This window comes from Paraliobacillus zengyii (genome assembly GCF_003268595.1).
Lineage (GTDB): Bacteria > Bacillota > Bacilli > Bacillales > Amphibacillaceae > Paraliobacillus_A > Paraliobacillus_A zengyii.
This window is the reverse complement of record NZ_CP029797.1, coordinates 2479247-2504720: the sequence shown is the minus strand read 5'-3', so window position 1 is coordinate 2504720 and position 25474 is coordinate 2479247. Positions and strand designations below refer to the sequence as shown.

At 34.7% G+C, this 25474-nt stretch carries 30 protein-coding genes and 2 other annotated features; of the genes, 24 read left to right on the top strand and 6 right to left on the bottom strand.

All coding sequences use genetic code 11. The annotated features are described in order from the left end of the window. Positions 1 to 31 precede the first annotated feature (31 nt). From ytaF to DM447_RS12730, 14 genes are all read left to right on the top strand, one after another. Complete coding sequence (gene ytaF, locus DM447_RS12795) at positions 32 to 667, top strand: sporulation membrane protein YtaF (protein WP_112181588.1); 636 nt, start codon at positions 32 to 34, stop codon at positions 665 to 667. Between the two features lie 66 nt (positions 668 to 733). After that, positions 734 to 1324, top strand: coding sequence for a dephospho-CoA kinase (gene coaE, locus DM447_RS12790; protein WP_112181587.1), 591 nt, complete (start codon positions 734 to 736; stop codon positions 1322 to 1324). Between the two features lie 312 nt (positions 1325 to 1636). After that, positions 1637 to 2014, top strand: coding sequence for an adenosylmethionine decarboxylase (gene speD / locus DM447_RS12785; protein ID WP_112181586.1), 378 nt, complete (start codon positions 1637 to 1639; stop codon positions 2012 to 2014). 162 nt (positions 2015 to 2176) lie between these two features. Continuing rightward, positions 2177 to 2557, top strand: coding sequence for a cytosolic protein (locus DM447_RS12780; RefSeq protein WP_112181585.1), 381 nt, complete (start codon positions 2177 to 2179; stop codon positions 2555 to 2557). A 46-nt stretch (positions 2558 to 2603) separates the two neighbouring features. Further along, positions 2604 to 3068 carry a transcriptional regulator NrdR gene (gene nrdR, locus DM447_RS12775; RefSeq protein ID WP_112181584.1) on the top strand — a complete coding sequence of 155 codons (465 nt, stop codon included), beginning with the start codon at positions 2604 to 2606 and terminating at the stop codon, positions 3066 to 3068. A 66-nt stretch (positions 3069 to 3134) separates the two neighbouring features. Further along, on the top strand, positions 3135 to 4511 hold the full coding sequence (locus DM447_RS12770; protein ID WP_112181583.1) for a replication initiation and membrane attachment family protein: 1377 nt from the start codon (positions 3135 to 3137) through the stop codon (positions 4509 to 4511). 11 nt (positions 4512 to 4522) lie between these two features. Continuing rightward, positions 4523 to 5458 (top strand): primosomal protein DnaI, encoded by a 936-nt coding sequence (dnaI, locus tag DM447_RS12765; RefSeq protein WP_112181582.1) that lies wholly within the window; start codon positions 4523 to 4525, stop codon positions 5456 to 5458. Between the two features lie 261 nt (positions 5459 to 5719). Next, positions 5720 to 6541: a sporulation protein YtxC gene (ytxC, locus tag DM447_RS12760; protein WP_157967360.1), complete on the top strand. Its 822-nt coding sequence runs from the start codon at positions 5720 to 5722 to the stop codon at positions 6539 to 6541. A 390-nt stretch (positions 6542 to 6931) separates the two neighbouring features. After that, the gene (gene thrS / locus DM447_RS12755) at positions 6932 to 8884 is read left to right on the top strand and encodes a threonine--tRNA ligase (RefSeq protein ID WP_112181580.1); all 1953 of its coding nucleotides are present in this window, start codon (positions 6932 to 6934) and stop codon (positions 8882 to 8884) included. 136 nt (positions 8885 to 9020) lie between these two features. Continuing rightward, positions 9021 to 9152: a sequence feature (ribosomal protein L20 leader region), on the top strand. A gap of 126 nt (positions 9153 to 9278) precedes the next feature. Then, complete coding sequence (gene infC / locus DM447_RS12750) at positions 9279 to 9782, top strand: translation initiation factor IF-3 (protein WP_112181579.1); 504 nt, start codon at positions 9279 to 9281, stop codon at positions 9780 to 9782. Between the two features lie 35 nt (positions 9783 to 9817). After that, on the top strand, positions 9818 to 10015 hold the full coding sequence (gene rpmI, locus DM447_RS12745) for a 50S ribosomal protein L35 (RefSeq protein ID WP_112181578.1): 198 nt from the start codon (positions 9818 to 9820) through the stop codon (positions 10013 to 10015). A 39-nt stretch (positions 10016 to 10054) separates the two neighbouring features. After that, a complete protein-coding gene (gene rplT, locus DM447_RS12740; RefSeq protein WP_112181577.1) occupies positions 10055 to 10411 on the top strand; it encodes a 50S ribosomal protein L20 in 357 nt (118 codons plus the stop codon). 572 nt (positions 10412 to 10983) lie between these two features. Next, positions 10984 to 11250, top strand: coding sequence for a DUF1294 domain-containing protein (locus DM447_RS12735; RefSeq protein WP_112181576.1), 267 nt, complete (start codon positions 10984 to 10986; stop codon positions 11248 to 11250). 67 nt (positions 11251 to 11317) lie between these two features. Then, positions 11318 to 11905: a TVP38/TMEM64 family protein gene (locus DM447_RS12730; RefSeq protein ID WP_112181575.1), complete on the top strand. Its 588-nt coding sequence runs from the start codon at positions 11318 to 11320 to the stop codon at positions 11903 to 11905. Between the two features lie 29 nt (positions 11906 to 11934). Here DM447_RS12730 and DM447_RS12725 read toward each other — a convergent pair whose 3' ends face one another. Further along, positions 11935 to 12324: a sigma-w pathway protein ysdB gene (locus DM447_RS12725; RefSeq protein ID WP_112182744.1), complete on the bottom strand. Its 390-nt coding sequence runs from the start codon at positions 12322 to 12324 to the stop codon at positions 11935 to 11937. A 128-nt stretch (positions 12325 to 12452) separates the two neighbouring features. Between DM447_RS12725 and DM447_RS12720 the strand changes: the two genes are divergently transcribed. Both DM447_RS12720 and DM447_RS12715 read left to right on the top strand, forming a co-directional pair. Beyond that, positions 12453 to 12938 carry a dUTP diphosphatase gene (locus tag DM447_RS12720; RefSeq protein ID WP_112181574.1) on the top strand — a complete coding sequence of 162 codons (486 nt, stop codon included), beginning with the start codon at positions 12453 to 12455 and terminating at the stop codon, positions 12936 to 12938. Positions 12939 to 13007: 69 nt separating this feature from the next. After that, entirely contained in the window at positions 13008 to 14093 is a 1086-nt protein-coding gene (locus DM447_RS12715; RefSeq protein WP_112181573.1) for a M42 family metallopeptidase, read from the top strand. 56 nt (positions 14094 to 14149) lie between these two features. Here DM447_RS12715 and DM447_RS12710 read toward each other — a convergent pair whose 3' ends face one another. After that, positions 14150 to 14758, bottom strand: a complete 609-nt coding sequence (locus DM447_RS12710; RefSeq protein ID WP_112181572.1) for a lytic transglycosylase domain-containing protein — start codon at positions 14756 to 14758, stop codon at positions 14150 to 14152. A 125-nt stretch (positions 14759 to 14883) separates the two neighbouring features. Further along, positions 14884 to 15099 (bottom strand): small acid-soluble spore protein SspI, encoded by a 216-nt coding sequence (gene sspI / locus DM447_RS12705; protein WP_112181571.1) that lies wholly within the window; start codon positions 15097 to 15099, stop codon positions 14884 to 14886. 99 nt (positions 15100 to 15198) lie between these two features. On the opposite strand from sspI, the gene DM447_RS12700 reads away from it, so the two are divergent. The 3 genes from DM447_RS12700 to pheT all read left to right on the top strand — a co-directional run bounded on the left by DM447_RS12700 (position 15199) and on the right by pheT (position 19796). Then, positions 15199 to 15948: a TrmH family RNA methyltransferase gene (locus DM447_RS12700; RefSeq protein WP_112181570.1), complete on the top strand. Its 750-nt coding sequence runs from the start codon at positions 15199 to 15201 to the stop codon at positions 15946 to 15948. Between the two features lie 73 nt (positions 15949 to 16021). After that, positions 16022 to 16258: a binding site (T-box leader), on the top strand. A gap of 64 nt (positions 16259 to 16322) precedes the next feature. Beyond that, positions 16323 to 17357 (top strand): phenylalanine--tRNA ligase subunit alpha, encoded by a 1035-nt coding sequence (gene pheS, locus DM447_RS12695; protein WP_112181569.1) that lies wholly within the window; start codon positions 16323 to 16325, stop codon positions 17355 to 17357. 15 nt (positions 17358 to 17372) lie between these two features. Continuing rightward, positions 17373 to 19796 (top strand): phenylalanine--tRNA ligase subunit beta, encoded by a 2424-nt coding sequence (gene pheT, locus DM447_RS12690; RefSeq protein ID WP_112181568.1) that lies wholly within the window; start codon positions 17373 to 17375, stop codon positions 19794 to 19796. Between the two features lie 102 nt (positions 19797 to 19898). Here pheT and DM447_RS12685 read toward each other — a convergent pair whose 3' ends face one another. Beyond that, positions 19899 to 20099 carry a hypothetical protein gene (locus DM447_RS12685; protein WP_112181567.1) on the bottom strand — a complete coding sequence of 67 codons (201 nt, stop codon included), beginning with the start codon at positions 20097 to 20099 and terminating at the stop codon, positions 19899 to 19901. Between the two features lie 169 nt (positions 20100 to 20268). Here DM447_RS12685 and DM447_RS12680 point away from each other — a divergent pair, with 169 nt between their 5' ends. Next, on the top strand, positions 20269 to 20469 hold the full coding sequence (locus tag DM447_RS12680) for a DUF4083 domain-containing protein (RefSeq protein ID WP_112181566.1): 201 nt from the start codon (positions 20269 to 20271) through the stop codon (positions 20467 to 20469). 41 nt (positions 20470 to 20510) lie between these two features. Next, positions 20511 to 20777: a hypothetical protein gene (locus tag DM447_RS12675; RefSeq protein ID WP_112181565.1), complete on the top strand. Its 267-nt coding sequence runs from the start codon at positions 20511 to 20513 to the stop codon at positions 20775 to 20777. Between the two features lie 70 nt (positions 20778 to 20847). Here DM447_RS12675 and DM447_RS12670 read toward each other — a convergent pair whose 3' ends face one another. Both DM447_RS12670 and rnhC read right to left on the bottom strand, forming a co-directional pair. Next, positions 20848 to 21732, bottom strand: a complete 885-nt coding sequence (locus DM447_RS12670) for a S66 peptidase family protein (protein ID WP_112181564.1) — start codon at positions 21730 to 21732, stop codon at positions 20848 to 20850. A 38-nt stretch (positions 21733 to 21770) separates the two neighbouring features. Then, positions 21771 to 22703 carry a ribonuclease HIII gene (gene rnhC / locus DM447_RS12665; RefSeq protein ID WP_112181563.1) on the bottom strand — a complete coding sequence of 311 codons (933 nt, stop codon included), beginning with the start codon at positions 22701 to 22703 and terminating at the stop codon, positions 21771 to 21773. A gap of 130 nt (positions 22704 to 22833) precedes the next feature. Between rnhC and zapA the strand changes: the two genes are divergently transcribed. From zapA to polX, 3 genes are all read left to right on the top strand, one after another. After that, positions 22834 to 23094 (top strand): cell division protein ZapA, encoded by a 261-nt coding sequence (gene zapA / locus DM447_RS12660; RefSeq protein ID WP_112181562.1) that lies wholly within the window; start codon positions 22834 to 22836, stop codon positions 23092 to 23094. A gap of 7 nt (positions 23095 to 23101) precedes the next feature. Next, positions 23102 to 23656 carry a CvpA family protein gene (locus DM447_RS12655; RefSeq protein WP_112181561.1) on the top strand — a complete coding sequence of 185 codons (555 nt, stop codon included), beginning with the start codon at positions 23102 to 23104 and terminating at the stop codon, positions 23654 to 23656. A 94-nt stretch (positions 23657 to 23750) separates the two neighbouring features. Beyond that, the gene (polX, locus tag DM447_RS12650) at positions 23751 to 25469 is read left to right on the top strand and encodes a DNA polymerase/3'-5' exonuclease PolX (protein ID WP_112181560.1); all 1719 of its coding nucleotides are present in this window, start codon (positions 23751 to 23753) and stop codon (positions 25467 to 25469) included. The last annotated feature ends 5 nt before the right edge of the window (positions 25470 to 25474 follow it).

The window sequence follows — 25474 nt, the reverse complement described above, 5'->3', positions numbered from 1 at the left end:
TGAAATTGTATGATGAAGGGGCTTGAGTTGTATGAAAGAGTTATCAACCCTATTATTATTGGCTTGTGCAGTTAGTTTAGATAGTTTTATGGTAGCCTTTACGTACGGATTGCGTCAGATGAAATTAGCATTTCAGTCTGTCATCTTGATTGGTATAATTTCTGGGATAGTCTTTCTATCTGCCATGGCACTTGGAGATTGGCTTGGATCTTTTCTATCTGAAAAAAGCGCTGAGATGATTGGTGGTGGCTTACTCGTAATTATTGGACTATGGGTACTAATTTCATTTTTCCGTTCAGAGGAATCTCACGAAAAAACGGGTCCTTATGAGATTAAGTTTGAAATAAAATCACTCGGCATTGTTATTCAAATACTCAAAAAACCAATGATGGCAGATATGGATGAATCAGGTAATATAGCGGGTATTGAAGTATTTATACTTGGCTTAGCATTATCGCTTGATTCACTAGGCGCAGGAATTGGTGCAGCACTAATTGGTTTGCCGGTTATTCTTTCTGCGGTAGGAATCGGTGTAGCCACCAGTTTGTTCTTATCACTAGGCTTAAAAAGTGGTGTTATTCTATCAGGATGGAAAGGGTTGCATCGTTTTAGTTTTTTACCGGGTATAATATTAATTATCATAGGTATTGTCAAAATGATAGGATGAAACCAATATAAACTGTAGAAAAAGATTTGGTACAGGTAAAACAAGAGACAAGGGTGAAAAATAGCGATGACTAAAATAATCGGATTAACTGGAGGAATAGCTTCAGGTAAAAGTACAGTAGCTAATTTATTTCGGGAAAAACAGATACCAATAATTGATGCAGATGTCATTGCGAAAGAAGTTGTTGAGCCTGGAAAAGAAGCCTATTTTAAAATAGGTGAAGCGTTTGGTGATAATATTTTACAGATTGATCGTGCCATTGATCGGAAAAAACTTGGTCATATTGTTTTTCAAGATAAAATTGCACGTGAGAAATTAAATGCAATTGTTCATCCCTATGTTAAAGATGAAATATTTAAACAAAAAAATACTTATATAAATACGAATGAGAAAATAATCGTTTTAGATATACCGTTATTATTTGAAAATAAGTTGACCTCTCTTGTTGATCAAGTTTGGCTTGTTTTCGTTAATGAGTCCATACAATTAACTAGATTAATGAAACGCAATGGTTTATCAGAACGTGATGCTAAGAGTAGAATAAACGCACAAATTCCGTTAAAACAAAAGGCTGAAAATGCAGATGTTATTATTAATAATAATGGGTCAATAGAAGATACAAAAGAGCAATTCGAACAGTATATAAATCAAGTATAAACATATAAACCTGTCTACTCAATTTGAGAAGATAGGTTTTATTTTGTAGTTTTAGGGAAAAATATAATATGTCTACAAATTTATTTTTGTAAAAAAATCTTGCCAAACTTTTAAAAAACAGATATAATTCGTTTGCGTGTGCTTATGAGAAATAACACATCCTAAATATGTTATACTAACAGCAAAGCTTTTAAATAGGTGCATTAATGAATGCTTAAAGGGTTAGGATCTCTTTGGACTAACTTTCCCCCGTGGCAGCTCATCCAAGTTTATTTAAAAGGTATTGATTAATAAATAAGGGGGAATTATCGAATGGATACAATGGGTAGACATGTTATTGCTGAAATGTGGGATTGTAATATAGATACTTTAAATGATATGGGACAAATTGAGAAGATCTTTGTTGACGCAGCTTTAAAAGCAGGTGCAGAAATAAGAGAAGTTGCTTTTCATAAGTTTGCTCCACATGGTGTAAGTGGTGTAGTAATTATTTCTGAATCACACTTAACGATTCACAGTTTTCCAGAACATGGTTATGCAAGTATTGATGTATTTACATGCGGTGATATTATTGATCCAAATGTAGCATGTGATTATATTTCAGAAGCCTTGGAATCTGGTAATTGTGAAAAAGTTGAATTGCCACGTGGTATGGGTCCAATTCAAGTACCTAAATATAATGCGCTTTAAATAATTTGATTTGCAGCCCCTTTGCTGGAATAAACAGTAAAAGGGGTTTTTTATCTAATTATCCAAAAAATTAAACGCTTTGATATCGTTTTCTTATAGGAAACATGTTAGAATAATCTTAGAAGTATATAATATGTAACTAAAGATATTGAGGTGCGGTATATGGCTATTAAAGAATCAATTGATAAATTCTTTAACAATCACTCGGAAACGAAAGACAAACATTGGGACAAACAATTACAAACACGCTATTTCAAAACTACAAAAGATAGAGCTTTTAAGATAGTAGAAGAATATTTTAAGAGTAAGAAGGGTTGCGAAATAATTGCAATATCGGATGAACATGGTGAAATTAGCTGTAACCTTAAAGGTGGCAAAAAAGTCTTTATTACAGCAACCATTATCATGGTGAAACCATTTCGAACAGCGATTGATTTTTCAGTTACAACAGAGTCAGTTTTCCCTTTTGATTTAGGATATAGCCATAAGTTAGTCCCGAAACTTTATGATGACCTAAAAAAGGAAATGACGCTTGTTGATTAAACTTGCATACAAAGATAGAGGGAATAAATGATAGGAATGATAACAGATGCGGTGCCCGAATTGTCAATATAAAAACACAAGAGTATTGGATTCAAGGCCAATTGAAGAAGGACGTGCGATTAGAAGAAGACGTGAATGTGAAGAATGTGACTTCCGTTTTACAACTTTTGAGCGTATTGAAGAAGTTCCTTTAATTGTTGTTAAAAAAGAGGGAATTAGAGAAGAATTCAGTAGGGAAAAATTACTGCGTGGCTTGATTAAAGCTTGTGAGAAGCGACCCGTTGCACTTCAACAATTGGAACAGTTAACAATGGAAGTGGAGGACGAATTACGGAGTCGTGGTACTGCAGAAGTGCAAAGTCAAGAAGTTGGCGAATTAATTATGGATCAGCTCTCATCAATTGATGAGGTTGCCTATGTGCGATTTGCATCTGTTTATCGTCAATTTAAAGATATTAGTGTGTTCCTAGATGAATTAAAGGATTTAATAAAAAATTCAGATGATAAATAAATCAAGATTATAGATGAGCCAAGAGGCTCTTTTTTTCTTTAAATAGAAGGACAGGGGGGAGAAATAATGCAACAACACATTGGGAAGTTACTGCCAGGTCATGGGTATGTGATAACATCCGAACAACAACAACTTACGCAAGCACACCTTCTGGCTTTAATGCAATTATATCAACCGTTAGTTGGCATTCATGCCGTTTCACTCTACTTAACATTGTCTAGTCAATATCTTAGTTCATCTAATCCTGATGACGTTCAGACACATCATATGTTGATGCAGTATTTAAATATCCCTCTTCCTCAAATTTATGAAGCAAGACAAAAATTAGAGGCAATCGGTATATTACAAACTTTTAAATATGATGATGAAAACCAGACTAAATTCACATATAAATTATTGACACCTTGTTCACCAGGTTTATTTTTCGAGAATGGTATGCTGTCACAGTTGTTGTACCATCAACTTGGAACCGATAAATATGATCAGTTATATGATATATTTAAAGAGAATAAAGTGACAACAAATAATAAAGGCGTTAATGTCACTGCCCACTTTACTGATGTTTTTAGTAGTAAGGAAACAAACACAAAATTGGAAGTATCAGATGGTTCATCTATAGACGAAGAAAATGACGGCCCAATGATTGGCAATCAAACAATAGATATGGATTGGTTGGCACAATTATTGAAGCAGCGCATGTTGCCTACTAATCAAATTCTAACTGCAACGAATATAAAATTAATAGAGCAAATGAGCGTATTATATCATTTAACTAATTTAGAGATTGAAAAAGCATTGTTGTGGGCTATTACAGATGAGAATAGCTTGAATCATAAAGAATTTAAAACTGCTTGTATGGATTTATCAGAAAGTATGCAAGCTCAACCAAAACAAGCAAAAAATTTAGTTAATCAGAAAACAACTTATACAAAAAATACAGACGAGCCAAAAAGTAAACAAGATCAATTTATGCAAATGTTAGAAGAAAGAACACCAAAACAGTTATTAGAAGACTTATCTAGTGGAAATCATGCTTCTCAACAAGATTTAAAAATAGTTGCTGATATTATGTCATTACATGGCATTACACCTGGTGTCATGAACGTACTCATTCATTATGTATTACTTAAAACAGATATGAAGTTAACAAAATCATATGTAGAAAAAATAGCTAGCCATTGGGCTAGAAAAAACGTAAAAACAGTTAGACAAGCTATTACACTAGCAAAATCGGAACATAACAAGTACCAAGAATGGGGAAATAATAAAAAATCTTATTATAAACCAACTGGGAAAAAAGAGGTTGTTCCCGATTGGTTTAAGGAACAAAAGCAAACACAAGCTGCTAAAGAAAAAGAAAAAACGGTAACTAATAGAGAGCAAAACGAAGATGTTAGTGAACTGTTACGAAAATATAAAGAACAAAAATCAAATCATTCTTAAGGGTGGTGCACATGGAACCAATTCAAACTTCATTAAAAAAATGGATGAGAGAAAATCAGTCTTTTCAAAGCTTTTATAAGGAAATGAAGCAAGAGGTTTTACAAGATACTGAAATCAAACAGCTGTTAGAAAATCATCCGCTTTTATCTGATAAAGATATTGAAAGACAATTAATGAAACTATATGAATATCATTCTCAAAATAAAGATTGTGCTAATTGCCCAACAAATGGTTGTAAGAATAATGTATTGCCAGGATATAAACCTAGGATTGAAATTGAGGGTAAAGAAATCCGTTTATTTTATGAAAAATGTAAATACACCATACAGCAAGAAGAACAAAGAAGAAAATCGTCATTAATTAAAAGCTTATATATGCCAAAAGATATCCTTCAAGCATCAATTTCAAAATTAGATGATCAAGATGAAAAGCGACATAAAGCAATTAGAGAAGTTGTGACGTATATTAGCAAAATCGGTAGTGAATTACCTGAAAAAGGATTGTACTTTTATGGTCCATTTGGAGTAGGCAAAACATACTTTTTAGGTGCCATTGCAAATGAATTAGCTGAAAAAAATATTGCTTCCATGTTAATTTATATGCCAGAATTTGTTCGCGAAATCAAGTCGTCATTCAAAGATGATTCATTAAATGAGAAAGTTGAAAAGTTTAAAAAGGTACCAGTACTTATGATAGATGATATTGGTGCTGAATCAATTTCCTCTTGGTTTCGTGATGAAATTTTAGGATCGATACTACAATATCGTATGATGGAACGGTTACCAGTATTTTTTAGTTCGAATTTTAGTTTAGCTCAATTAGAAAAGCATTTAGCAACATCAACTAAGGGAGATATCGAGGAACTTAAGGCAGGCAGAATCATAGAACGAATTAAGCAAGTAAGTAAGGAAGTTGCGATCTTCTCTGAGAATCGTAGAGGAGAATAACCTGCTTCTGGATAAATAGATAAAAAAGATCGAGTTGGATTATTATCCTTCTCGATCTTTTTTATAAAATCTAATTTGTTAGGAAGTGGGATATGAATGTAGTAATTAGTGAGCAATAGCCCAAAAAATAGTACTTCATAAAGTTACAGAAAACAAATCGGTGGAATAAAGCTGAATTATATTTTTATATGGTAAAAAAAGCATGTTTTCTTCACTTGTCCCATATAATGTAACAGTTTGATTGTGATGAGGATGATGGACATGTTAAATGTGTACATGGAAAAAGCGCAAGATGCAAAACTGTTTAGTGAGAAGCTAGGTTATTATGAATTTGATTGGAGTTTGAAACAAAAAGGAGGGTATTATTTTGAGATAAAGAAGCAGTTTTCTTTTCAAAAGCATGATAATGCAATTGCACTCTTATTAATGGAACTATGGATGACACATACCAAAAAAACGCAGATTTCAGAAATAATTCGTTATAATTATTACTATCAGAATGAGGAAGAAATTAACCATATCTTAAAAATTACAATGGATATGATTTTAGGGGATGAGCTCACTTTTTTCACAGCTTCAAATGAAATAAAAACGACAATTAGTGAATGGTTTAGTGAGTACACAATAGACGGTGTATTAGACTATGAGGCTTGTGTAGAAGCTAATCAACTTGCAGCTGATACTATTTTATTAGAACTTGTTGGAAGAGCAATTGATGAATGGAAGCAAGAAGAAGAATACCAAGACTTTGTAAATGCTATTCGTGAATATGTAGCAAACAGTTCGTTTAAATGTGAAAATATCTATATGGTACAAGGAAAAAATGATTTTTTGTTTTACAGAGAAGATGGACACTTATACACTACCAAAGAATTAAAAATAAAAATTAAGCAGGAACCAATGTATATCGTTGGTTTAGATGAAAATGAATTAAACTTAACACCTATATTAGCTCTAAAGCCGAAGTCTATTTTTATTTATGGTGATGATCCATCAGAGGGTAAAACTGTCTCATTAATAAATATATTTGAAGAACAGGTTACTTTTAAACCATTAAATCAATTTCCGTTCGCAATTGTTTAAATTTTAGATACACGCTTGATTTTTTCTACGGATAGCTTTATAATACAAGTCATATTAAGAAGCATAAAAGTGTTGATGAGGACTTGATTTTGTAAGGCGTTCTATAGAGAGGGAAGTATTAGCTGTGAGCTTCCTGTTCAGTCTACAATAATTACCACCTTTGAACTCTGGATTTGAAAGCTACAATAGCGATTAGAAAACAGCGTATTCTCTACGTTACAGAGCAATGAAGCTGAATCGAGCGTGTTTAGATTCGGAAATTAGGGTGGAACCACGAGCTAACGCTTGTCCCTTTGCTATATAGGCAGAGGGACAAGCGTTTTTTATATGTGATTTTTTAATTACGCGCTCTGCTTCCATTTTGTTTATTTTATATAAGGAGTGAGTTACATGTCAGATCAATTAGTTATTACTTTTCCTGATGGAGCGAACAAGGAGTTTCCTCAAGGTACAACAGGAGAAGATATTGCACAATCAATATCACCAGGTTTACGAAAACAAGCATTAGCTGTTACTTTAGATGGCATATTCTATGATTTACGTACACCACTGCCAAAAGATGGTGAAATCGCAATTATTACGAATAAACAGGATGAAGGTATAGAAATTATGCGTCATTCAAGTGCACATGTAATGGCACAAGCAATTAAGAGGTTATATGGAGAGGACGTTAAATTGGGCGTTGGACCGACTATTGAAGATGGTTTTTATTATGACATCGATATGGAACAGTCTCTTACACCAGAAGATTTACCGAAAATTGAAAAGGAAATGCAACGAATTATTGATGAAAATGTAGAATTCGTTCGTGTTGAAGTCTCACGTGATGAAGCAAAAAAACGTTTTGAAGCAATTGGTGATAACTTAAAGTTAGAATTGCTGGATGCTATTCCAGAAGATGAGACAGTAACAATCTACGAACAAGGTGAATTTTTTGACTTATGTCGTGGTGTTCACGTTCCTTCAACTAGTAAAATTAAAGTCTTTCAGTTATTGAGCATTTCAGGTGCTTATTGGCGTGGTGATAGCAACAATAAGATGTTGCAACGTATTTACGGAACAGCATTTGCTAAAAAAACAGATTTAGACGATTATTTACGTTTTCGTGAAGAAGCAAAAGAACGTGATCATCGTAAGTTAGGAAAAGAATTAGATTTATTTACAGTTTCTCAAAAAGTAGGACAAGGTTTACCTCTATGGCTACCTAAAGGTGCAACGATCCGCCGTACAATAGAACGCTATATTGTTGATCTAGAGGAACGTCTTGGCTATGACCATGTATATACACCTATCCTTGGTAATGTTGAATTATATAAAACTAGTGGTCACTGGGAGCATTATAAAGATGACAACTTCCCAATACTTGAAATGGATAACGAAGATTTAATGTTACGTCCGATGAACTGTCCGCACCATATGATGGTATATAAAAATCAACTATATAGCTATCGTAATTTGCCAGTTCGTATTGCAGAATTAGGAATGATGCATCGTCACGAGATGTCTGGAGCATTAGCTGGTTTACAACGTGTTCGTGCTATGACGTTAAATGATGCACACATTTTTGCACGTCCTGATCAGCTAAAAGAAGAATTTATTCGTGTAGTTGAGTTGGTACAAAATGTTTATAAAGACTTCGGTATCGATGACTACTATTTCCGCTTATCTTATCGTGACCCGGAAGATAAAGAAAAATATATTGATAATGATGAAATGTGGAATAAGGCTCAATCACTTTTAAAGGAAACAATGGAAGACATGAATTTAGAATTTGTTGAGGCAGAAGGCGAAGCGGCATTTTATGGTCCGAAATTAGATGTACAAGTAAAAACAGCTTTAGGTAAAGATGAGACATTGTCAACTGTTCAATTGGACTTCCATCTTCCAGAGCGTTTTGACTTAACTTATATTGGCGAAGATGGTAAGGAACATCGTCCTGTTGTTATTCACCGTGGTGTCGTATCGACAATGGAACGTTTCGTAGCATTTTTAATTGAAGAATATAAAGGTGCTTTTCCAACGTGGCTTTCACCTATACAAGCAAGAATTGTACCAGTGTCTGCTTCCGTGCACGCTGACTATGCTAAGAAAGTAGAAGAGACATTACGTTTTGCTGGTATTCGTGTGGAAGTAGATGAACGTGATGAAAAAATTGGTTATAAGATACGTGAAGCACAAACGCAAAAGATTCCTTTCGCACTAGTTGTTGGTGACAAGGAAATGACAGATAACGCAGTCAATGTGAGGCGATACGGTGAGCAAGATTCAGAAACAATAGGTTTAGAAGATTTTATCAAAGTGATAAAATTAGAGATTGAAAATAAAGTATTGCATAATAAGTAAAATAGGGTTACATTTAAGACAGATGTCATTTTGGCATCTGTCTTTTGTCTTATAAAGAGCACTTAGTGATAATAAAAGAATTGACAGTATTATAATAGCATGTTATGATTTTATAAGTGAAATTGAATATGATCTTAAAGACAAGTAGAGGCACCCGCTTCTCGCCTGATTGACGCATGTAATATGTATGCAGTTTCCAGGTTACCATTCTGATTATTAAACAGAAGATGTGTGTGGGTGCAGTGTGTACCGACACTTTTTTTATGCATATAATTAACTAGCTTGTCAAAATGGCTGTTGGTAAAGGTCAAGATTACTTTTTAAATAACAGTAATCGATCATAGATCATGACGCTTTTAAAAATTCACGGAGGTGGCTGATTATTAGCAAAGATATGAATGTCAATGAGAAAATTAGAGCACGTGAAGTGCGACTCATTGATTCTAATGGGGATCAACTTGGAGTTAAATCTCGTCAAGAAGCATTGGAAATTGCTCAAACAAGAGAATTAGACCTTGTTCTTGTTGCACCGACAGCAAAACCGCCGGTGTGTAGAATAATGGACTTTGGTAAATTTCGTTTTGAACAACAGAAAAAAGAAAAAGAAGCCCGTAAGAAACAGAAAATCATTAATCTTAAGGAAGTACGTCTAAGTCCTGGAATTGAAGAACATGATTTTAATACGAAGCTTCGCAATGCTAGAAAGTTTCTTGATAAAGGTGACAAGGTTAAAGTTTCGATTCGTTTCCGCGGACGTGCGATCACCCATAAAGAATTAGGACAGAAAGTTTTAGTACGCATGGCTGAAGAGTGTAAAGATCTTTCCACAATTGAGCAAAGACCAAAAATGGAAGGTCGCAGCATGTTCTTAACGCTTGCACCAGTTAACGAAAAATAAGAATTAGCTTAAATGTTATGAAGGAGGAACTAATCATGCCAAAAATGAAAACACATAAAGGCTCACAAAAACGTTTCAAAAGAACAGGTTCTGGAAAATTAAAACGTTCACACGCATATACAAGTCACTTGTTTGCTAACAAGTCACAAAAACAAAAACGTAAATTACGTAAAAGCTCGGTTGTTTCTGCCGGCGATTACAAACGCATCAAACAAATGGTACCATACAAATAAAAAAATGGAATTCGTTGATATATCTAGGAGGGAATTACAATGGCACGTGTTAAAGGTGGAACAGTTACACGCAAGCGTCGCAAACGCATACTAAAACTTGCAAAAGGATATTATGGTTCGAAACATGCGCTATTTAAAGTAGCAAAACAACAAGTATGGAAATCAGGTCAGTACGCTTATCGTGACCGCAGAAACAAGAAGCGTGACTTCCGTAAATTATGGATTACACGTATCAATGCTGCTGCACGTTTAAATGACCTTTCATATAGTCGTTTAATGCACGGTTTAAAATTAGCAGGTATCGAAGTAAACCGTAAAATGCTTGCTGAATTAGCAGTTAGTGATGAAAAAGCTTTCACACAAATCGCTGATCAAGCAAAATCTGCTTTAAAATAATTTTACTACAAGAAGAACTGTTTTCTCATCGTGAGAAAGTAGTTCTTCTTTTTATTAGATACGTTTAGCAATCTTTTTGTTTTAAAACAAATCATCTCATCGAAAACATGTGTTGTTCCCATAGGACAAGGAATGCTTCTAGGGGTTCACATCGCAAGAAAATCGGTTTTTATTTTCGAGTAGTCTCAACCATTTGCTTCCTTCGCTAGATAGCATGATTTTTCACAGTGCATATTGTTGTTAATTACTACCTAACTAGTTTATCAAGTGAAATTGGCGACACTCCTGCAGGAACAGCACATGTTTTCGATGGGATGAGTAATCGCAATCCCACGGGCTGAAGATCCACTCGGAAACGTTCTTAGTTTCCGAGTTAGCTGAAGCCGTGCCTGCGGAAAGGGAGTCAATTTCACTTGATAAGCGGCTCTGGGAATCCTGTTATGTCGCAGTTGATGATAACTTGATAACTTCGGTGACAATAGGTGTCTGCGTATAGGGTTGTGTTATAGTTTAGTGGAAAACAGTCTTTCATTTAAAGTATTAGATAGATAAAAATAGGAAGAGGGGAAATAATGGAGTATATTATCATTTATATTTGTTTGATTAATTTAATTGCTTTTATATTAATGGGTTTAGATAAGCGTAGGGCAAAAAGAGGAAAATGGCGTATCCCTGAAAATACATTGTGGATTAGTGCAGTACTAGGTGGAGCATTTGGTAGTATCATAGGTATGAAACTTTTTCATCATAAAACAAAGCATAAAACGTTTACGATTGGCATGCCCATGGTTATTATTCTACATATAAGCGTTATAAGTTTTATTTATTTTAATAAATAAAACTGTCATAATAGCTCGTCTATTGTCATATAGTTAATAGTGTAGACACATCTAGAGGGGGCTGACTATGGAATACATCAGTGTTTACGTTATGACAGTTGTACAAACTGGAGGGGTTTTTGCTCCACTATTGTTTATTACTTTGCATTTATTACGGCCACTGTTGTTTCTACCAGTCGTTTTTTTATGCATAACAGGTGGGATATTATTTGGTGTTATTCCAGGCATCATTTACTCAGTGATAGGGATCACACTATCTAGCTTTGTTTTTTATAAGATGACCAAACGTATGCCAGCTACACTAGATCGATTTATTCGGATGAAACATAAATTAATAGGAGACCATCCGAATTTCACAACAGGACAAATTGCAATATTACGTCTTATTCCGTTCATTCACTTTCATCTACTATCATTATGTATTTTAGAAATATCCTCACACTTAAAGGATTATATGCGAACGTCTTTTGTATCGAATGTACCACTTGCCGTTGTTTATACTTCTATAGGAAGATCAATTACAAACTTTTCCCCGTTAGTTGCAGGTAGTATAATACTTTGTATTCTACCGTTTTTATACATTTTAAGAAGAAAAGAGATACGTATAGGTTGGCAAGACTTTTTTAACGTAAAGTCATCAAATGCCGGTATATAAAAATGAAACGAGTGTAAGTTACACTCGTTTCATTTTTTTATAAGTAATAAATTATCAATAGGATGCTTCCATTCTATAGATGCGTATGGATAGTGAATTAAGATCTCTTCTTCAAGAAAATACAAATCATTCCGTTCTAATCCTTTTAACTCATCCGGGTTGCATGTAGATACACTAATATTAATCACATCAAAGGAGTTTTCTGTTGTACCAAGATATTTTTCCCCTTCAAATAAAATCCCTTTATATGTTATTAAAAAATTTTTTTTAATATTAGAGGATTCATCAAGAAAATAGAATGTCTTCTTATTCCTTGCAACTTCTAGCTTTCGTTTTGGATTATTAATATATTGATATAGAGTGTAGAATAAAAAGACAAGAGCGACGACTATTAAGAAACGAAATAAAAAAACTACAATCATCTTCACCGACTCCTTGTTAAAACAGGTCTAAGTATATCTACGAATGATCCTGCTATTAGGTTTCACTTTTTTCATGTTATACTAAATGTTGTTCAAATATAGGTTATACATAGGAGAGATTTTTTATGGATTGGCAAAAATTATTTACTATGCAAGAACAACTTGATACTTATATTCAAACAAATCATCAGATAAATGCAAATGATTTGTTTGATAAGAAAGTATTAGCGTTGTTGGTTGAAGTCGGAGAATTAGCTAATGAGACCCGCTGTTTTAAATTTTGGAGTACTAAAGCGCCAAGTGAGAGGTCCGTTATTTTGGAAGAATATGTTGATGGTATTCATTTTATATTATCCATCGGAATTGACTTAGGTTACACGAAAGAAACGTTTGAAGTTGAACCGATAAAAGGTGATGCAACAGTACTGTTTAATCTAGTTTATGAGAAGATTAATCAGTTAAAGAAAGATCCAACAATGCTACATTACAAAGCATTATTTGCTACTTTTTTACGTTTAGGAGAAGTGCTTGATTTTCAAGAGCAAGATATTCAACAAGCCTATTTCGAAAAAAATAAAGTTAATTTCACAAGACAAGACGCCAATTATTAAGTAGTAATCTTTGAAGTGAAAGATGGAGAAGTCTATAATAGATGGTATGAAAAAGGGAGGAAGTACATAATGGCAAAATTAAATGAAAAATTAACAATGCTTAAAGAATTAACAGATGCTAAAGGAATCTCGGGTAATGAAAGAGAAGCGAGAGAGGTTATGAAAAAGTATATCTCACCATTTGCTACCGAAGTTTATACCGACAATTTAGGGAGTTTGATCGCTAAAAAAGTAGGTCAAGAAAAAGGACCGAAAATTATGATAGCAGGCCACTTAGATGAAGTAGGTTTCATGGTGACTAGAATTGATGACAATGGTTTTGTTTATTTCCAAACAATTGGTGGTTGGTGGGGGCAAGTTATGCTAGCGCAACGCGTAACAATTGTAACTTCACAAGGTGATATAACTGGTATTATTGGTTCTAAACCACCACACATCATGCCTGCAGAAGCCCGTAAAAACCCAGTAGAAATAAAAGATATGTTTATTGATATTGGCGCCACTAGTAAAGAAGAGGCAGAGTCATTTGGTGTACGTCCTGGTGATTCAGCTGTACCATATTTTGAATTCACACAAATGAAAAACGAAAAGTTACTTCTAGCAAAAGCTTGGGATAATCGAATTGGTTGTGCGATTGCTATTGAAGTCTTAAAACATTTACAAGGAGAAGAACATCCAAACGTTGTCTATGGTGTTGGAACAGTGCAAGAAGAAGTGGGATTACGTGGTGCAAAAACAGCGACAAGTACGATAAAACCTGATATTGGTTTTGCTGTTGATGTAGGTATTGCAGGTGACACCCCTGGAATCTCACCTAAAGAAGCAGATAGTAAGATAGGAGAAGGACCTCAGATCGTATTATATGATGCTTCCATGATTTCGCATAAAGGTGTGCGGGACTTTGTTGTTGGAACAGCCGATGAGAAGAACATCCCGTATCAGTATGCAACACTAGCTGCTGGAGGTACTGATTCTGGTTCAATTCACTTAACAGCAAATGGCGTACCTGCTCTTTCTATTGGCATTGCTTCTCGTTATATTCATACACATGCTGCAATTATTCATCAAGATGATTTCGATAATGCAGTGAAATTAATTGTGGAAGTAATTAAAGGTTTAGATACTGCTAAGGTTAAAGAAATAACATTTGGTTAATTGTATGAAAAAAGTGGCGAAGATTATTAGAAAATCTCCGCCACTTTTTTTATTGTTTATGCTAAATAGCTACTCATTACTTTTTTAACATAATTCTGTGTTTCTTTAAAAGGTGGTATACCATCATATTTATCAACGTTACCAGATCCTGCGTTATAAGCAGCTAATGCTAAAGTAGTATCACCATCATAGCGATCAAGCATCTGACTCAAGTACTTGGTACCCCCAAAGATATTTTGCTGCGCGTCAAAAGAATCTGTAACACCCAAACCTTTCGCAGTAGCAGGCATAAGTTGCATATACCCTTGTGCACCTGCACTACTGACAGCATTTTTGTTATAATTTGATTCAGCTTGGATAACGGATTGAATTAGACTCTTATCAACATTATATGTTGATGCAGCTTGTTCAATAATAGAGGTTACGTCGCCTGATATATTTTGCTGGATTGGAGAAATTGTATTATATAGATTGTTGTTCGTTAGTGTATTCGTTTGAATGTTTTCACGAATTGAAGGAGTATCGTCTATTGTGGATGTCAACTCACTCATCATCATTTGGAACATTTCTTCAAACATGGATGAACTAGAAGAATTAGTTGACCCGGATGAGAAATTCGACATGGCTTGTGCCTGCATCATATTTTGTAACAATCTGATATCCATTAATGTACCTCATTTCGTTCTATTATTACTTCTATTTTAACGGATGGGGCCCATTATAGCAATTAGTATTTATTTCATAAAACCAAAAGAAGTTGCTCAAATGAACAACTCCTTTACATGTATACCTATTGTATTTGTTTTACACCTTGTTCTAATAAGTCTAGCATCTCTTTTTGCTCACTTTGATCAGATTGCTGCCAAATTAATTCAAATAATACGCCTAAACCAGGTAACATTTTTTCTTCGCCACTTTGAATGGCATCAACAATTGTTGCTTCTAATTGCGACTTGTCATTATCTGATACATTAGCCAAAATTGCTTTACGTAGATTTAAATCCATACATTCACCCCATTATAATATTTTTTTACTAAGATTAGTTTGACCAGACCTAGTAAAAATATGTATGATAGGAAAGACATTAAATAAAGGATGAATAAAATGATTACATCAGTAAAAAATGAAACAATCAAACAATGGAATAAATTAAAAATCAAGAAACATCGCGAGCTACAGCAACTATTTATAATAGAAGGTTTGCATCTTGTACAAGAAGTACTAAGAAGTGATTGGGATGTGGAAGCTTTAATTCTACAAGATGGAGCTAAAATACCTGAGGAAATTGAGGCATTATCAGATAAAATCACTTATGTTACAGAGAACGTAATGCAACATCTTACAGATACTAAAACACCACAAGGAATTGCGGCAATTGTTCAAATGAAAGAATTAAAAATTGTGAATAATCAAAAGTTGTTATTGTTAGATGCCATTCAAGACCCAGGGAATGTTGGAACAATGATTCGCACAGCAGATGCAGCAGGTTTTGATGCTGTAGTATTAGGAGATGGAACTGTTGATCTTTATAATGATAAAGTTATCCGGGCATCACAAGGCTCACTTTTTCATTTACCAATTGCTAGAAAGAATTTACTTGCATATACGAAGGAATTAAAAAGCCAAAATGTAAGCATTTGGGGTTCAACATTAGAACAAGCAAGTCCAATTCAGGAAATAGCCATTCCAGAACAACTAGCACTAATAGTTGGAAATGAAGGTGCAGGTGTTGATCAGAATTTATTAGAGGTGGCAGATCAGCGTGTACACATACCAATTTATGGCCAAGCAGAGTCTTTAAATGTAAGTGTTGCAACTGGTATCATGCTCTATCAAATTGTCACAACAAAGTAATAACGTTGATTTTTTGAGTTTTAGTTGCATCTTTGTTTGGAATTTTCTATAATAAGATAAGATACATATATATTTACAAGCAAAGAAAGAGTCAGTAGACTTTACAACTATTCGATGATTCAGGGAAAAGGAGCCTTAGACTGTAAGCTTCTTGCATGGAGTAAAGTTGAATTTTCACTCTGGAGCTGACGTTTGGACCTTTATTTATGAAGTAAAAACGTTCCGGAATTAATTCCGTTATCAAGTTAGAGTGGGCAAATAGATATTTGTCAACAAGGGTGGTACCGCGATTCGAAGCCTCGTCCCTTTTATGGGATGAAGGCTTTTTATGTGCGTAAATTGAGTCGAAAACAAGAATATAAGGAGGTTATTTCATGAAAGAACGGTTACAAGCGTTACAAGAAGAAGCTTTAGCGAAAGTAGAAGAAGCCTCAACATTAGAGGAACTACAGCAAGTACGTGTTTCTTACTTAGGGAAAAAAGGACCGATTACGGAAGTGTTAAGAGGGATGGGAAAACTATCTGCTGAGGAACGACCAGTTATCGGGGAATTAGCGAATAAAGTTCGTGAAGCCATTGCGACACAACTAGATGAAAAAAAGGCAGCACTAGAAACAAAAGCATTAGATGCAAAACTGTTAACCGAAAAAATTGATGTGACGTTACCAGGTCGGCCTGTTCAAGTTGGGGGACCACATTTATTAACTAGTATTGTCGAAGAGATTGAAGATTTATTTATTGGGATGGGATTTGAGGTTCGAGAGGGTCCAGAAGTAGAAACAGATTATTATAATTTTGAAGCATTAAACTTACCGAAAGATCACCCAGCACGCGATATGCAAGATTCTTTCTATATTACAGAAGAATTGTTATTACGAACACATACTTCGCCTGTTCAAGCTCGAACAATGGGTGAATATAAAGGTAGTAAAGCTGTAAAAATGATTTGCCCTGGGAAAGTGTATCGACGTGATACAGATGATGCGACACATTCTCACCAATTTACACAAGTTGAGGGTCTTTATGTTGATAAAGATGTAAAAATGAGTGATTTAAAAGGTGTCTTAAATCAATTCGCGAAACAATTTTTCGGAGAAGAAAGAGAAATACGTTTACGTCCGAGTTTTTTCCCGTTTACGGAACCATCAGTTGAGATGGATATCTCTTGTAAGGTATGCAGTGGAAAGGGTTGTTCTGTTTGTAAAAATACAGGCTGGATTGAAATTCTTGGTGGTGGTATGGTTCACCCAGACGTATTAGAAATGGCCGGATATGATCCTAAAGTCTATAGTGGTTTTGCATTTGGAATGGGACCAGAACGCATTGCAATGTTGAAATACGGTGTCGATGATATTCGCCATTTCTATACAAATGATGCTCGATTCTTAAAACAATATCATAAAGCGTAATTAGGAGGGATAAACATGCTCGTATCAATCAATTGGTTAAGACAATATGTTGATTTAGAAGATATTTCACCTGAATCATTAGCAGATAAAATCACAAAAACAGGAATTGAAGTAGAAGGAATTGAATATATAGCAGCGAAAAGTACAAATGTTGTTGTTGGTTATGTTGAAGAATGTGAGAAACATCCAAATGCTGATAAATTAAATCTTTGTCAGGTTAATGTTGGAGAAGAAACATTACAAATCATTTGTGGTGCACCAAATATTGAAAAAGGACAAAAAGTTGCAGTAGCAAAACCAGGGGCTGTGTTACCTGGCAATTTCAAAATTAAGAAAGCTAAACTTCGTGGTGTCGAATCTAACGGTATGATTTGTTCTTTACAAGAGTTAGGGATAGAAGAGAAGTTTGTACCGAAAGATATTGCAGATGGTATTTTTGTTTTTCCTGATGATGTAGAAGTAGGAACAGAAGCGGCATCCTTATTGAATTTAGACGATGCCATCTTAGAATTAGGATTAACACCGAATCGATCTGATGCATTAAGCATGCTTGGTGTTGCATATGAAGTAGCAGCAATTTTAGATGTACAAGTGCAACTGCCAGATGAGACAGTAGAAACAACTGCAGAAAAGGCGACAGATCAAGTTAAAGTTACAGTCGAAGCACCAGAGTTAAATCCGTATTATGGTGCATTCGTTGTGAAGGATATTAAAGTCGGTCCTTCTCCATTATGGATGTCAAACTATTTAATTGCAGCTGGTATTCGACCGATTAACAACGTAGTAGATATTACAAACTATGTTTTACTTGAATATGGTCAACCTTTACATGCGTTTGACTTTGATCAGTTTGGATCAAACGAAATTATTGTTCGTCGTGCAAAAGAAAATGAGAGCATACAAACTTTAGATGATAAAGAACGCACATTAAAAACAGACCATTTAGTTATCACAAACGGCACTACACCAACAGCACTTGCTGGTGTAATGGGTGGGGCAAACGCTGAAGTAACGGATGAAACAACAACAGTTCTTTTAGAAGCGGCGTATTTTGATCCAAAAGCAGTGCGCATAGCTTCCAAATTTCATGGATTGCGAAGTGAATCTAGTACACGTTTTGAAAAAGGTGTTGATCCAAATCGTGTCAAACGTGCTGGACTTCGAGCTTGCCAGTTGCTAAGTCAATATGCAAATGGGAAGGTATTATCTGATGTAGTCGAGTTTGATCAGTTAGATAAATCAGAAAAACAAGTAGTAATTGAAACGAACCGTGTGAATAATCGTCTAGGTACAGATATCTCAGTCGATGATATTGCAGACATTCTCCGAAAGCTCGGCTTTTCTTTTGACCAAAACGAGGGGACATTTACTATTCACGTACCCACACGGAGACAAGATATCACGATTTTTGAGGATATGTTAGAAGAAATTGCACGCATTTATGGGTATGATTTATTACCTTATACATTACCTCAAGGAGCATTAGCTGGGGGCTTAACCAAGCGTCAAACTGTAAAACGTGAAGTGAAGAAGTACTTCGAAAGCGCTGGATTGATGGAAGCTATCACGTACTCCCTAACAACGAAGGAACGTGCAACACTATTAGTTAGTCCTGAAATTAAGGAAGCAGGATTCACACCTGTGAAGCTATCGATGCCAATGAGTGAAGAACATAGTACACTTCGTTTGAGCATGTTACCTGAAATGCTTGACTCTCTTTCGTATAATATTGCGAGAAAACAAGTGAATCTAGGTTATTATGAGGTTGGTTCTGTTTTCCTATCAGAAGAGGAAAATGTAACAAAGCAACCAGAAGAAAAACTGAGAGCAACAGTTGCGATCACAGGTGAATGGCTAACACATCCATGGCAACAAGAAAAAAGATCAGTCGACTTTTATCTTGTAAAAGGTATTTTAGAGGGATTACTTGATCGTTTAAATCTTGTCGCAACTTTCGAAGAAGCGGTGGTCGAAGGTATGCATCCAGGAAGAACGGCACAAGTGAAAGTAAATAATGTAATAGTTGGTTTTATCGGTCAAATTCACCCACGCTTGCAGCAGGAATTCGATTTAAAAGATACGTATGTATGTGATATTGATTTGGATTACGTAATGGATGCTCACATAGATGAACCAAACTTTGCGAAGATTCCACGTTTCCCAACCGTTTCACGGGATATCGCTTTAGTTGTAGATCAAGATGTACCAGCAGGTTCTATTCAAGCTACAATAGAAGCTTCAGCAGGAGATTTAGTCAAAGAAGTACGCGTATTTGACCTCTATCAAGGAGAGAATCTAGAATCTGGTAAGAAGTCAATTGCATTCAATTTACTTTACCTTGATCCGGAGAGAACGCTAACAGATGAGGAAGTAGAGAACTCTTATCAAGAAATATTAACCGCTGTAAAAGCAGAACATCAAGCGGAATTAAGAGGATAAGTACGTTCAGAATAATATACGATTAGTTTTTTAAGATTCACTATAAGAATCCGACAGTGTCTAATTGTTTAGACACTGTCGGATTTACTTTATTTAATTGTTTTATGAATTGTTAAATGTTTGTTTAATCACTTTATCTGCAATAAAAGTATTGCCAGCTTCTCTATTTTTGTGCTCATTTATAGAATCGCCCTGTTGCTCTCTATCAATGTCTAATAAATTATTAGTTAGCTCAGAGTCTACACTTATGCGTTCACGACTTTTTTCTTCTTGTATAGTCTGATCTTTATTATTTCGTTCCATTTAATCATCACCTCAATTGTTAATATGTTCAGATTGTTTCACTTTATAAGATGTAATTTTTAAAATGAACTAATTTAATTCTAAATGTTATATTATGTTAAAATAATTATTAGAGATATGATTGAAAGATATAAATGAAGTAACAATATTTTTAAGGGAGGAAAACCACATGTTTTTAGCTATAGGAGTAGGTGGGTTTAACACTGGTGATATACTATTTTCTTTAGTTAGTTTTATTGGTATGATTGTTTTTATAATTTTTATAATCCTTATTGTAAAATTATTTATCAGTAGTATAAATAGAAAAAGTGATTTAACTAGAATTGAAGAGAAATTAGATACTTTGCTAAAAGAAAAAGAAAAGTTGTAAAAATAAACGAAAGCATGTGATAAGGAAGGATGTGAATTTGGATGGCCAATAAAGAGGCACAATGGCAAAGATGGGAAAAGATAAGAAAAATGGGTAAGTGGAAGTATATACTCCTATACGGTGTTCTTTTAGGCGGTATTCTGTTCTTTTTAATCAGCTTGGGATTAGATTACTTCTCTAATGATACGTTTGAAATGCTATCTTATTATATTTTAAATTCGGTGATATTTGGTTTAATGTATGGGGTTTTAAGCTGGCTTTTTAATGAAATAAGATACAGAAAATATCTCAATAATAAAACCGATTAGACTAAATAGAGTTTAGCAAGAGTAGATGCTCCAATGATCACAAAGTAATAGTTTACAGGTAAAAAAACACTTAGTCCGGTAATGATAAATGAATGTGAGCCCCTATAGGTAAACAATGTCCATTAGATCCATGTCCGAGTTGATTTGTTTTTACAATCGGCAGTTGGTACTTATCTGTAATTTCTAAAACAAGTTCTTCTACTGTTGGTTGGGCCTGCTTAGATTCCATTTCCGTGAAAGTGCCTAATAATACCCCGTTACATTGATTGAAATATCCAATTTGGTCAAGTTGTGCTAATAAAGAAGCAGTCCTATTTGATCCACCACCGAGGCTTTCAAGAAATAATAGCTTGTTGGTTGGATTAGGTAAATAAGGAGTACCTGCTAATTTTAAGAAACATCTAATGTTACCACCAACTACTGTTCCGCTGAGCGAATTTCCGCGTAAGAAGGTGTAAGGAAACGTTATAAATTGATTAGCAGATTGATGATCATTTAAAAATAGGTGGTTAAAAAGATCTATTTGCTCGAACGAATGCTTGCCGACTAACGTGCTAATTTTAAAATGATAATTACAAATACCAGTACGTGTATAGAGCCCATTAAGTAAAACAGATAAATCGCTTATACCGAAAAATGGTTTTGGATTCTCAGTAATTAATGGAAAGTCTAAGTAAGGTAAAACTTGATTTGCCGAATCACCACCAGAAATATCAAATATTGCTTTAATAGTTGGATCACGAAAGAAGTTCATTAATGCTTGTCCACGTCTTTCGGGCGAACCACTAAATGGTGTGTCGGCTACTTGGTAGATCGTTTCAGCAAATTTAATTTTCAGTCCCAACTTTATCAAAACGTCTTCTAAGCTTTTCATAGTAGTTACATATTCCGAAGGTTTACCATCTGAACATGAAATGATCCCAATAGTATCTCCATATCTCAATAGCGGTCCCATATAATCCATCCTTTTCGAAAAAAAATAAAAGCAGTGTCCTAAAGATAGGCTTCTGCTTTTTTAGTGTTGGCGAAATGTATTTTACTATATTTTTCAAGTTCTTCTCGTCCACCACGCTCTAAAATAGTAGCTGCAACGCTATCGACTTTTGCAGACGCACCTTTAGGTAACGTTATGTTAGCTTCTGTTGAGAGTTTGTTGATTTCTTGGACGAAACTTGCTCGAGCAAGAATGGATCCTGCTGCCACTGCAATGGAATGATTTTCTGCTTTCGTTAGAAAGTAAACATTATTTTGTAACGTAGCTTGTTCAGACCGCAAATGCTTTTCGTAAACACTAGGTTGTGAGAATTGGTCAATTAAAATACCCATAGGTTCTTTAGGTGCAATTTTTTTAAGCACATTGGTAACTGCTTGATGATGAAGCATTGTCTTAATCTTCCCTTGTGTCCATCCTTTTTGTTGAAGCTCATTGTACTTTTCATTATGTAAGATCACAAGAGCGTATGGGATTTCTAATTGAAGTAATTTCTTAGCAATTGTTTGAATGGCTGAATCTGTTAAATTTTTAGAATCTTTTACTCCTAATTCTCTTAACATGTTCATCTGCTCAGCTTTAACATAAACTGCTCCAACCGTTACTGGACCAAAGTAATCACCGGTTCCAGCCTCATCTGAACCTATATGTGATTGATTGAAAAGACCAGGATCAGGTTCATAGCCATGCTTTGGCTTTTTCTTAGCCTTCTTTGTTTCTTCTTCATAAGCTTCTGGATCGCCCCATTTTTCAGCTTCTGTTTCAGGGTTGTCACCTTCAAATATTACTTTACCTGATTCGTAAGCGGTAATGGAACTAGTAGGCGTTGTCGCTGCAAAAAGCGCACCTTCAGGGGCTGGTTTTAGCATAGACTCATACGCTTGTTTCATTTCTTCAGTTTTTTTTGTCGAAAATGTTAGTACAATTTGTCCCATAGGATCTCCTCTATATTCATAGTATATCTATTATAACAAAAATAATGGAAAGAGAATAGTTTCCTAAATGATTGTGTTCATGTTACTATTAAATTTAGGAATAATTGAAACAAGTGAGGGGGGTATAATCGTGTCCCAAACAAATAAAACACGTACTACAGTTGACATATATGGTAAGCAATATACGATAATGGGAAAAGCGAATGCCCACCATGTACGAATGGTGGCAACTCTAGTAGATGAAAAAATGCGCGAAATACATGCAGCTAATAAAAGCCTAGATACGACTAAATTAGCTGTATTAACAGCAGTAAATACAATGAATGATTACATGAATTTAGAAAAAAAGTACGAAGAACTCCAACGTTCAATACAAATGAAAGAGGAATAAAAAGATAATGATAGATATTATACTAATTGGATTACTTATTTTAGGTGTGTTAAGAGGATTAAAACGAGGGTTTATTTTACAAGCATTTCATTTAATTGGTTTTATTGTAGCATTTATCGTTGCAGCGATGTATTACGACAATCTTTCTAGTAAATTAGAAATGTGGATACCATACCCCGATTTAGCAGAAGGGGAAACATGGGCTGTGTTTCTAGAAGCCTTGCCATTAGAAAATGCGTTTTATAATGCAATTGCGTTTGCGATAATATTTTTCGTAGCAAAAATTATTTTAAATATTATTAGTTCAATGCTTGATTTTGTCGCTGAATTACCAATTCTACACTCGATCAATGGTTTATTAGGTGGAGTATTTGGTCTTCTTGAAACGTATTTCATTTTGTTTGTTATTTTATACATAGCCGCATTGATACCAAATGGATCTGTACAACAAGCAATAGATGGATCATCAATAGCAGGTTTTATCATTGAAAATACGCCTGTTTTATCAGCACAAATCAAAACATTGTGGTTTGATCATGTCATCGGTCTTATCGGTGATTGAAATATTTTATTACATGGAATATTGAAAACCCTTGTGAATTATAATAGCAAGGGTTTTCTCAGGTTATAAAAACTATTGACGCGGAGGAAAGACAATGACAATTGATAAAAAAGATGTAATCCGTTTGTTAGATACAATTGCAGTATATCTAGAGTTAAAAGGAGAAAATCCATTTAAAATAGCAGCTTATCGTAAGGCGGCTCAAGCACTTGAAACAGATGATCGATCATTAATTGAAATAGATAACTTTACTGCTATGAACGGAATTGGGAAAGGGACTGCTGCTGTAATTGATGAGTATATTGAAGCTGGACAATCAGAGACTCTTGAAACGTTACAAAAAGAAGTACCAGAAGGACTTGTACCCTTATTAGATCTACCAGGATTAGGCGGAAAGAAAATTGCCAAGCTTTATAAAGAATTAGAAGTAATTGATGCTGCTACATTAAAAGCTGCATGTGAAAGTGGTGCTGTTGCTAATTTAAAAGGATTTGGACAAAAAACAGCAGAAAAAATACTGAAAGCAATTTCTGAGGCTTCAACGAGACCAGAACGCTTGCCAATTGCGTTCATGTTACCAATCGTAGATGAAATTGAAGCGTACTTAAATGAATTAGAAGTAGTTGAGCGTTTTTCAAGGGCAGGAAGTATCCGACGCATGAGAGAAACGGTAAAAGACCTTGATTTTATTATTGCAAGTAAGGATCCTTTAGCGGTTCGAGATGCCTTATTGCAGATTGATTTAATAAAGGAAGTAATTGCATCTGGAGAAACAAAAGTATCTGTTGTGTTAGAGAAACGTTTTGATGTTTCTGTGGATTTTCGAATTGTAGCACCAGAAGCTTTTGCGACTACACTTCATCATTTTACTGGATCAAAGGATCATAATGTTGCATTACGTCAACGTGCAAAACAGCAAGGAGAAAAAATAAGTGAGTATGGAGTAGAAAACACCGAAACGGGTGAGGTTGAAACATTTGAAACAGAAGCGGCCTTTTTTAAACATTTTGGTTTGCATTATATCACACCGGAACTTCGCCAAAATAGAGGTGAACTAGAAGCGTTCGAACAAGAAGTTTCACTGATTTCAATAGAAGATATCCGTGGCGATCTACACATGCACACAACATGGAGCGATGGAGCTCAATCAGCAGAAGAAATGGTAAAAATGGCTATAGAGCGTAAGTATGAATATATAGCAATTACGGATCACTCCAAATTTTTAAAAGTAGCAAATGGACTTGATGAAACACGCTTGCGTAAACAGCGAGAAGAAATTGAAAGATTAAAGAAAGAATATCCCGAAATTCATATTTTTGCTGGAGTGGAGATGGACATTCGTCCAGATGGTTCTTTAGATTTTACAGATGACTTTTTAGAAGAAATGGACTACGTTATTGGTGCAATTCATTCTAGCTTCAATCAAAGTGAAGAAGAAATTATGAAGCGATTAACAACAGCGCTTGAAAACCCATACGTTAACATTATTGCGCATCCAACTGGACGTATTATTGGACGTAGAGAGGGTTATCGTGTGAATCTAGAAGCATTGATTACGAAAGCAAAAGAAACAAATACTATACTAGAATTGAATGCAAACCCGAATCGTTTTGATTTATCAGCAAAATGGATTGAAATAGCACAGGAACAAGGTGTGAAAATTGCTATTAACACGGATGCGCACAGTTATAAAACATTGTCCTTCATGGAAGAGGGAGTTCGTGTCGCTAAAAAAGGCTGGCTAAGACCAGAAACAGTAGTTAATACCTGGACAAAGGATGACCTAATTGAACTTTTTCAAAGTAAACGTTAAAAGGA